Source organism: Marinobacter sp. (assembly GCF_014859525.1).
Lineage (GTDB): Bacteria > Pseudomonadota > Gammaproteobacteria > Pseudomonadales > Oleiphilaceae > Marinobacter.
In genome coordinates, this window is record NZ_JACUUB010000095.1 from 1 (window position 1) to 7,828 (window position 7,828).

A 7,828-nucleotide genomic window follows, 5' to 3' on the forward strand; every position below is an offset into this window, starting at 1 on the left:
TTCGTGCCAGTGCTCAGCTTTTTGGACTCGGACCTGACCGTTTCCGGCGTTTAGTATCTGAATGGCGAACCTCGGTATTCGATTAAGGGGTATGGCGGGTCACTGATCAGGCACTTGCAAGAATGGTTCGGTTTGAAACGCTGGTTTGTTCGCCTTTGGCTCCGTACAGTTTTTGCTGTGCGGATGCGCCCCGAAATATCTCGGTCAATTTATTAAGGCGCTTCTGCAGGTGCCCAACCACTCGGCCGTTGAGTTGATTCAGATCCTGGCATGCACGCATCTTTTCGTCGGCGGCTTTCCATAACCGATACAGGTCGTCCTGGCCGCTGGCACGAATAAACCTTGAGGGCTCGCCGGCGTCTGGGCGGTAGCCCATGCTGACCAGAAGGTGAATCTTCTGTTTGGCACGTGCCCGGATCTGGCCGAGGATGTCGTCTTTTTTAGCGGTGATGTCTTCGAGCGGCTTAATATCGGCCGATGACAACACCTGGCTTTCTTGAGAGAGTACATCCGCTAACGTGTCCAGCTGGCGGATGTCCTCTGAGAGAAGGGTCTTCAATTCATCGATTGTGGTCATGGTCTACTCACCCAAAAATGCTTTTATCCATCTCAAGCATTTTCTGGGCCAGTTTCTCTGCATCGATTTTGTAGCTGCCATCTTCCAGGGCGGAACGAATCTGCGCAATCCGATCGTCGTCCATTTCCGGGTAATCGCCCAGCTTTTGCTCCAGCTGTTTCAGGTTTTTGGCCTGATTGCTGAGGCTGACACTCTCACCACGAGCGGCGGGGCTCTGAGCCTTGGCCTGCTCGGCTGCCGGTGATGGCGCGCTCTGGGTGCCGGACGATTTATCGGCCGTGGTTCTGTTGGTGTTGACCTGGCCTGGGCCCATTCCATTTAAGTCAACTGACATAAAAATACCTGCTTGCCTGTGGCCACTGATGAGGCAGTGGCGGATTCGGGTTTATACCAGTCTATCGGCAGCATTTAGCCAACCTTTAGATAAAACCGGAAATTTTTTGCCGGCGGGATTCAGTTTGCCGCTACATAGGGATTTCGACCCGGCCGGGCGCGGTCACGGTGGCTCGGACTGTACGTGATGATCTCAGGTTTTCTACCAAGACCTGCTCACCAACGCTGGCGCTCGACAACGCTTTGCCCCTTGAGCTGACCGAGAACGCCTCGGATTTCGCGATGATAATAACATGGTCACCACGCTCTACAGCGTTGGGTGCTTCCAGTAGATCCGGAGTAATGGGAGAGCCCGCATTGACTGGCCGGCGCACCAGCATGCCTGAAATCTGCTCCGGGTCGGTCAGAATGCCGCGTCGGCTGGCATTGATCTGAACCTGCTTTTCCTGCACCAAGGCGGCGGACAAGCGTTCGCCCCGGGCAAGAGGGCGGGCAGCAACCAGAGCTGGGCCATGCACCTCAACGGAAGTGGTAACGAACATCCGCCAGGGCCGCTCACCGACACAGGACACCATGACTGACGGTGACGTGGTATTCAGTGGGTCGTTGGTGAAGCTGGTTTCAAGGGCGTTTGTACAGGCTGCCAGAGTCAGCCGACTGTCGATGCTGCCGATGGTGAATCTGATGTCCAAATCTTGATTGGATTGTTGGTCTGCCCACGCCTCGACAAAGCTTGCCGCTGCGTCACGAATCTGGCTGGCAGTGGTTGCAGCGCCTGCCGCATTCAGTCCTGTTGTGAACAGGCAAAAGATCGCTAAAAAGAGGGTTCGCATCTGCTCGGCATTGTCCTATGCTGTCTTTAAGGCACGTGAGTGCGATTTCGCCTAAGGTATCGGCGGGCTTAGCCGTTAACTCTTACTGGGATCCGGGCCGTCAATGTTTTGGCCCTGAACCGCGAAACAGGTTGTTACTTAGTAACTCAGCAAATTTTGTGCCGGTATCCGGCATGCCAGGGGTAGATGGATATGGCAGGTGTCTTGGACAGTGTTAATCAACGCACGCAGTTGGTGGGTCAGAACCGGTTGGAGCTGTTGTTGTTCAGGTTGAAGGGGCAGCAGTTGTATGGCATCAACGTATTCAAGATCAAAGAAGTACTGCAGTGCCCAAAGCTGTCGTCTATTCCCAATAGCCGGAACGTGGTCAGGGGCGTCTCCCATATCCGGGGCGAAACCATTCCGGTGATTGATCTGAGCATGGCCATCGGCATGCCGGGGATTCCTGCTGAACAGCTTTCCACAAGTTTTGTCATCATTACCGAATACAACCGTAAAACCCAGGGTTTTCTGGTGTCCAGCGTTGATCGCATCATGAATATGAACTGGGAGGATATTCTGCCGCCTCCTAAAGGTGCCGGAAGAGATATGTATCTGACAGCGGTTACCAGGATTGATGACAAGCTGGTAGAAATCATTGATGTAGAGAAGGTTCTTGCAGAAGTTTCTCCGCTCAGGGAAGATGTGACACAAGAGCTTGTGACCCGTGGTGCCGAACGCGCACCCGGCAATCGTCCGGTGCTGGTGGTTGACGATTCCTCGGTTGCCCGTCGGCAGATTGAACGTTGTTTGACGGCCATCGGTATGGAGGTCGTCACTCGGAACGACGGCAAACAAGCGCTTGAATACCTCAAAGAGATTACTGCCGATGGCTCAAAAGCCGGAGATCATCTCTCGCTGATCATCTCCGACGTCGAGATGCCGGAAATGGACGGTTACACCCTGGTCACCCGTATTAAAGACGATCCGGCCCTGAGCGCGATGTATGTCATGTTGCATACGTCACTGAGTGGCGTGTTCAATAAAGCCATGGTGCAGAAAGTCGGCGCCGATGACTTTATGGCCAAATTTAGCCCCGATGAGCTTGCCGAGCGCGTGATGGAAATCATTGATCAGCAGTGATCGCTCGGTTAACAGATTTATCCACGATAGAGATCCAATGAAAGCGGATATAACGCCTCAGGAATACGACGCCTTCAAAACATTCCTGCAGGATGCGTGTGGCATCCTTCTGGGAGAGAACAAGCAGTACCTGGTTAAGAGCCGGCTGCGCAGGATTCTTGAGGAGAACAACCTGAATTCTTTGGGTGAGCTTCTGGAACGCCTCAGGCGTTCCGGGCGCGGTGGTTTGCGAGAAGTGGTGATCGATGCCATGACCACCAACGAAACCTTGTGGTTCCGTGATAATCATCCGTTTCGGATTCTTCAGGAAAAGCTGCTGCCCGAGTTCGCAGAGCGCAATGGACTGCAGCCCCTCAGAATTTGGTCGGCCGCGTGTTCAACCGGGCAAGAACCTTACTCGGTAGGTATGGTCATCGACGAATTTCGGCGTACCCGGCCGGGTAAACTGCGTGATGTAAAAATTACTGCGACCGACATCTCCAAAAGCGTTCTGGAGGTTGCCCGTCGAGGCGAGTACGAGATGATCGCCATTGGCCGGGGGCTGTCTCAAGATCGCCAAAAGTATTTCTTTGTGCCATCGTCCGGCGGAGGCTGGCAAATAAAGCCCCAGATCAAGTCAATGGTGGATTTTAAAGAACTCAACCTGCTTGAGCGCTACATGCTCGGTAAGTTCGATATCATCATGTGCCGTAACGTACTGATTTACTTTTCCGCAGATTTGAAAAAAGACATCCTGACACGCCTGCATGCCGCGCTGAATCCCGGTGGCTACTTGATTCTCGGGGCGTCCGAATCGCTCAATGGCCTGCCGGATCTCTACGAAATGGTCCAGTGCCATCCGGGTATCATCTACAGGAAAAAATAATCCATGTCGCTGAATGTCGGGGTGCTGGTGGCAGTTCCGATGCTGGCACTCTCCGATCCGCCTCTGGAGATGCGTCATTTTTTTGATCAAATCAGGGGCAGGTGACCGGTCTTGACCCAGATGGTCGTTTCTCGCTCAACAAACGGGTGATGCTGGCTCAGGTGTGGACTGCGCAGCCAGGTTCCTTCAGGGTAACGGCCGTGCTCGTCACAGAACTCTCCGTGCAGTACAAAGATTTCCTCGCCACCGAAATGCCGATGGGGTTGAAACACTTCATTGGCCGGCCACTTTACGAGTGCCACATGCTCATGCTCGAACTCATGCAGAGGCATTACCTGTAACCCGCCAATACCGGGCAACCATTCTGCTGTGTTGGTGTCGACACGAACCGTGGAGGTATCCCGTTCGTCAAACTGGTGCAGTTTTACCAACAAGGTACAGCCCTGTTCACTGAAGGGTGCATGCCCGCTACCCGGAGGATTGCGCAAGTAAGTGCCTGCCGGGTAGTGGCCGGTTTCATCAGAGAATACTCCTTCCAGCACCAGGATTTCTTCGCCCAGCGGGTGTTCATGGCGGGCAAAAGCAGAGCCCGGCAGGTAACGCACCACGCTGGTGGCGTGCCCACGTTCGACTTCCTCCCGGGCCAGAGGTTTGCGTTCAACCCCGGCGGCGGGGCTGGCAACCCAGGGTTGCTCGGCAGTGTAGACTACCACCCGTTGGGAGAACTCCATATTCAGCATGAACACCTCATTAGTTCGATTATTTGATCAGCGCCTGCATGTCACGGAAGTGGGGGTGTTTGCAATGCACCATCCACTCAAAAGCGACCATTTCCGCAGTGACAATTCGGGCGCCGCTCTGGTGCAAACGATCAAGAGCAACATCCCGGTCAAGATCGTTTCTTGACCCAGTAGCATCGGCAACCACCCAGACTTTATAGCCGGCATCAAGCAGGCTCAGGGCTGTCTGGAGCATACATACGTGGGTTTCGCAGCCGCCGATGACTATGTGTTGCCGCCCCTCCGGCAACTCATCAATCAAACCGTCTGGACAGGCGTCAAAATGATGTTTTCCCAGCGTGCTATCACACAGTTCTCTCACCGATTCCACATTATGACCGAGCTTTTCCGGTAGTTGCTCGGTGCCAACAACAGGCACGCCCAATAACCCCGCAACCGTTGCCAGCATAGTGCACCGTTCGATAACCTCTTCGCCGGCGCTGATCGCAGGCATTAGCCGTTCCTGCACATCGATCAGTAGAAGGGTGGACTGTTCGGCTTTCATCAGCATGGGTATTGTCTCCGCCATTGAGTTAGGTTTATTGATAAGGATACGCCATGGCGCCGTGCTTTGTTATTCAGCGTTCAGTAAAAACTTTGTTGGAAAACGCTCAAGACAGTTGCCAAGCGAGGCTAAAACTATTAAAGTCTGCGCCCTCAAATGAGCGACGACTTTGCTGATTTGGAACAGTTTATTGGAGAGGTGGCCGAGTGGCTGAAGGCGCACGCCTGGAAAGTGTGTATACGTTAATAGCGTATCGAGGGTTCGAATCCCTCCCTCTCCGCCAATACAAAACCCCAGCAGAAATGTTGGGGTTTTTTGTTGAATCCTTCCAAGTACTTTCTGGTCCGTCACCCTTAAACTGATTTCAATCAACACCTGTGTTGTTTCCCCAGGCTATCTTGTCTCGCTAATCTTTTGGGAACATCGCTAGTCCAAAAATGGAGATAATAAGTGAATAAAAACAAGCTTGCTCTATTCGTTGCTTTGGCGGGGATGGTTTCGGCGCCTGCGTTTGCCCAAAAAATTGAAGTGCCGGAGCTTGATGTCAGGGTCTATGGCGCCATCAGTATAGCTATTATGCACTCTGATACCGGCAACGGCTCTGAGCAGTACATCGTGGACAACGATTATGCCTCCACCCGGGTGGGTGGTGTTATTAGTACGGAGCTGCCGGATACTGGCCTCAGGGTGGGTGGACATTTAGAGTGGGAATATCAGCACAACCCGTCCGATCTGGTGACGCCGGAAAACCGATCCATTAAAGGTGAATTCAACGAGCGTATCATCAGTCTGTTTGTCGAGGGTGCTTACGGTAAGTTGACCGTAGGGCAGGGCTCTGGCGCGGCAGATGGCGCGACTGAGGTTGACCTTTCTGGCACTAAAGTCGCCTCGTCCGCTGACCTTGCGTTGGGCGGTGGTGCTCTGCCGTTTGTAGAGAAAAGTGGTGGCGCTAGCCCTACGGTTAAACAGTCTATCCGCAATCAGGATTTTGAATCCCGGTATGATCGACTACGTTACGATAGCCCAAAGTTTGGACCCGTGAGTGTTGCGGTTAGCCAGGGTTATAAAGGCGAGCAGGACATCACAGAACTGGCAGTATCCTATAGCGGTAACATTGACGGCCTTGGCCGTTTGTCTGCTTCTGCTGGTTATTCTACCAAGGATGTGGGTGGCACTACAGGTGACCAGGAAACCATCGGCGGATCGGTTTCCTGGCTGCATGATACCGGCATTAACTTGGGCGTGGCTTACTCGAATACTGAAAATGATGATGGCCGTGACTCGGACTTCAACATGTTCAAGATTGGTTATAAGACCGGCAAGCACGCCTTTACTGTGCACCGTGCGCAGGGCAAGGACTTCAATCCAGTCGTCGGCGATGTTGTGATTTTCGGCTCTGACGTGAAAGTCTACGGTACTGCCTACGTCTACCGGCCTATCAAGCGCCTTGAAACCTATGCAGTCTACAACAACTTCTCGCTGGATGCCGATAGCGGGCACTTCGATGATGTTCACGTTGTCATGGTTGGCAGCCGGTTAAGTTTCTGAACCGTCATGCAGGTACACAAAAAACCGGGCCTTGATAGCCCGGTTTTTTGGTGCTCCCGGCACGGGCGCACTCCTGGAGGTGAAAGTCCTCCCGTGAGCTGGCCACAGCGAACGAAGTGAAACGCAACTGCGGAAGGGCGACCGACCGTGGGGAGGAAGCGTGGAGCGTAAACCGTGAGCCGATGAACAAGAATCGGATACGAGGCACTGCCGAGCAGGGCGAGCGGGCCAAAAGTCGCGAAGCTCTTGTGGCCAAGGCGAGGTGGTGTAAATCCGGCGGTTGTGCGGTGAAGGAGTGTGTTCTTATCCGGGGAGATCTCGCCTTATGCCTGAAAGGGCGACGTGGTAACACGGAGCGAGAAGTCAGCAGAGGCCATAGTAGCCGCTTGGTCAGGGCGAAACCTGCTTGCGCAGGCGTTCGCACGAGAGAATATGCAACGGGCATGGAAGCGCGTGAAGGCCAACAAAGGATCGGCAGGTGTGGACGGTCTGGATATTGCCCAAACCGCGGAACACCTGCGATGGGTGTGGCCGGAGCTTCGCCAGCAACTGCTGAGCGGCTCCTACCAACCACAACCCGTTCGTCGGGTAGGCATCCCGAAACCGGACGGCAGTGAGCGGGAACTGGGAATCCCCACCGTCACCGACCGTCTGATTCAACAGGCATTGTTGCAAGTGCTGCAACCTCTGATTGATCCCACCTTCAGCGAGCACAGCTACGGCTTCCGTGTTCGGTCGCAAGTTCCTCGGCTACGCTCTGTGGCAAGGGAGGGATGGAGACGTTCGATGCGCGGTATCGACGAAAGCGTTACAGGCGTTCAAGCTCAGGATCAGGCAACTGACCCGGGGATCAGGTGGTTACAGCATGGCACAGGTGGTGGAGAAGCTCCGCAGTTATCTGCTCGGCTGGAAAGGGTACTTCAGGCTGGCCCAAACGCCACGCATCTGGCGATCACTGGATAAGTGGATACGTCGCCGCCTGAGAATGCTCCACCTCCGGCACTGGCGACGGGGTAAGACGATCTACCGGGAGCTTCTGAAGCTGGGAGCAACGCCCGGGGTTGCGCAATCGGTGGCGGCCTTGAGCCGGCGCTGGTGGCACAACAGTCTCTCTGCCATTCACCATGTGCTGACCATTGCCTACTTTGATCGGTTGGGAGTGCCGAGACTCTCGTGAAACCTCAACTTCTCGAGCCGCCCGGTGCGGACCCGCATGCCGGGTGGTGTGGGAGGGGCGGAACCTATTGGTTCCCCCCTATCCCGATT

General features: G+C 54.4%; 8 protein-coding genes, 1 tRNA gene and 1 pseudogene. 5 read left to right on the top strand and 5 right to left on the bottom strand.

Going from position 1 to position 7,828, the window contains the following annotated elements; all coding sequences use genetic code 11:
* Window positions 1-106: 106 nt before the first annotated feature.
* The 3 genes from IBX51_RS13450 to flgA all read right to left on the bottom strand — a co-directional run bounded on the left by IBX51_RS13450 (window position 107) and on the right by flgA (window position 1,743).
* Complete coding sequence (locus IBX51_RS13450; RefSeq protein ID WP_291831796.1) at window positions 107-577, bottom strand: flagella synthesis protein FlgN; 471 nt, start codon at window positions 575-577, stop codon at window positions 107-109.
* Between the two features lie 7 nt (window positions 578-584).
* Complete coding sequence (gene flgM / locus IBX51_RS13455) at window positions 585-911, bottom strand: flagellar biosynthesis anti-sigma factor FlgM (protein ID WP_291831797.1); 327 nt, start codon at window positions 909-911, stop codon at window positions 585-587.
* Window positions 912-1,041: 130 nt separating this feature from the next.
* Window positions 1,042-1,743 carry a flagellar basal body P-ring formation chaperone FlgA gene (flgA, locus tag IBX51_RS13460; RefSeq protein WP_291831798.1) on the bottom strand — a complete coding sequence of 234 codons (702 nt, stop codon included), beginning with the start codon at window positions 1,741-1,743 and terminating at the stop codon, window positions 1,042-1,044.
* Window positions 1,744-1,935: 192 nt separating this feature from the next.
* On the opposite strand from flgA, the gene IBX51_RS13465 reads away from it, so the two are divergent.
* Window positions 1,936-2,865 (top strand): chemotaxis protein CheV, encoded by a 930-nt coding sequence (locus tag IBX51_RS13465; protein ID WP_291831799.1) that lies wholly within the window; start codon window positions 1,936-1,938, stop codon window positions 2,863-2,865.
* A 37-nt stretch (window positions 2,866-2,902) separates the two neighbouring features.
* Window positions 2,903-3,730 (top strand): protein-glutamate O-methyltransferase CheR, encoded by an 828-nt coding sequence (locus IBX51_RS13470; RefSeq protein WP_291831800.1) that lies wholly within the window; start codon window positions 2,903-2,905, stop codon window positions 3,728-3,730.
* A gap of 86 nt (window positions 3,731-3,816) precedes the next feature.
* Here the strand turns inward: IBX51_RS13470 and IBX51_RS13475 are convergent, their stop codons facing one another.
* Window positions 3,817-4,470 carry a cupin domain-containing protein gene (locus tag IBX51_RS13475; protein WP_291831801.1) on the bottom strand — a complete coding sequence of 218 codons (654 nt, stop codon included), beginning with the start codon at window positions 4,468-4,470 and terminating at the stop codon, window positions 3,817-3,819.
* Between the two features lie 19 nt (window positions 4,471-4,489).
* Entirely contained in the window at window positions 4,490-5,020 is a 531-nt protein-coding gene (locus IBX51_RS13480) for an isochorismatase family protein (protein WP_291831802.1), read from the bottom strand.
* A 186-nt stretch (window positions 5,021-5,206) separates the two neighbouring features.
* Here IBX51_RS13480 and IBX51_RS13485 point away from each other — a divergent pair.
* The 3 genes and pseudogenes from IBX51_RS13485 (at window position 5,207) to IBX51_RS13495 (ending at window position 7,739) form a co-directional block, all read left to right on the top strand.
* Window positions 5,207-5,297: transfer RNA gene (locus IBX51_RS13485), tRNA-Ser, on the top strand.
* Between the two features lie 167 nt (window positions 5,298-5,464).
* A complete protein-coding gene (locus tag IBX51_RS13490) occupies window positions 5,465-6,562 on the top strand; it encodes a porin (protein WP_291831803.1) in 1,098 nt (365 codons plus the stop codon).
* Window positions 6,563-6,937: 375 nt separating this feature from the next.
* Window positions 6,938-7,739 (top strand): annotated as a pseudogene (locus IBX51_RS13495) (group II intron maturase-specific domain-containing protein).
* Window positions 7,740-7,828 lie beyond the last annotated feature (89 nt).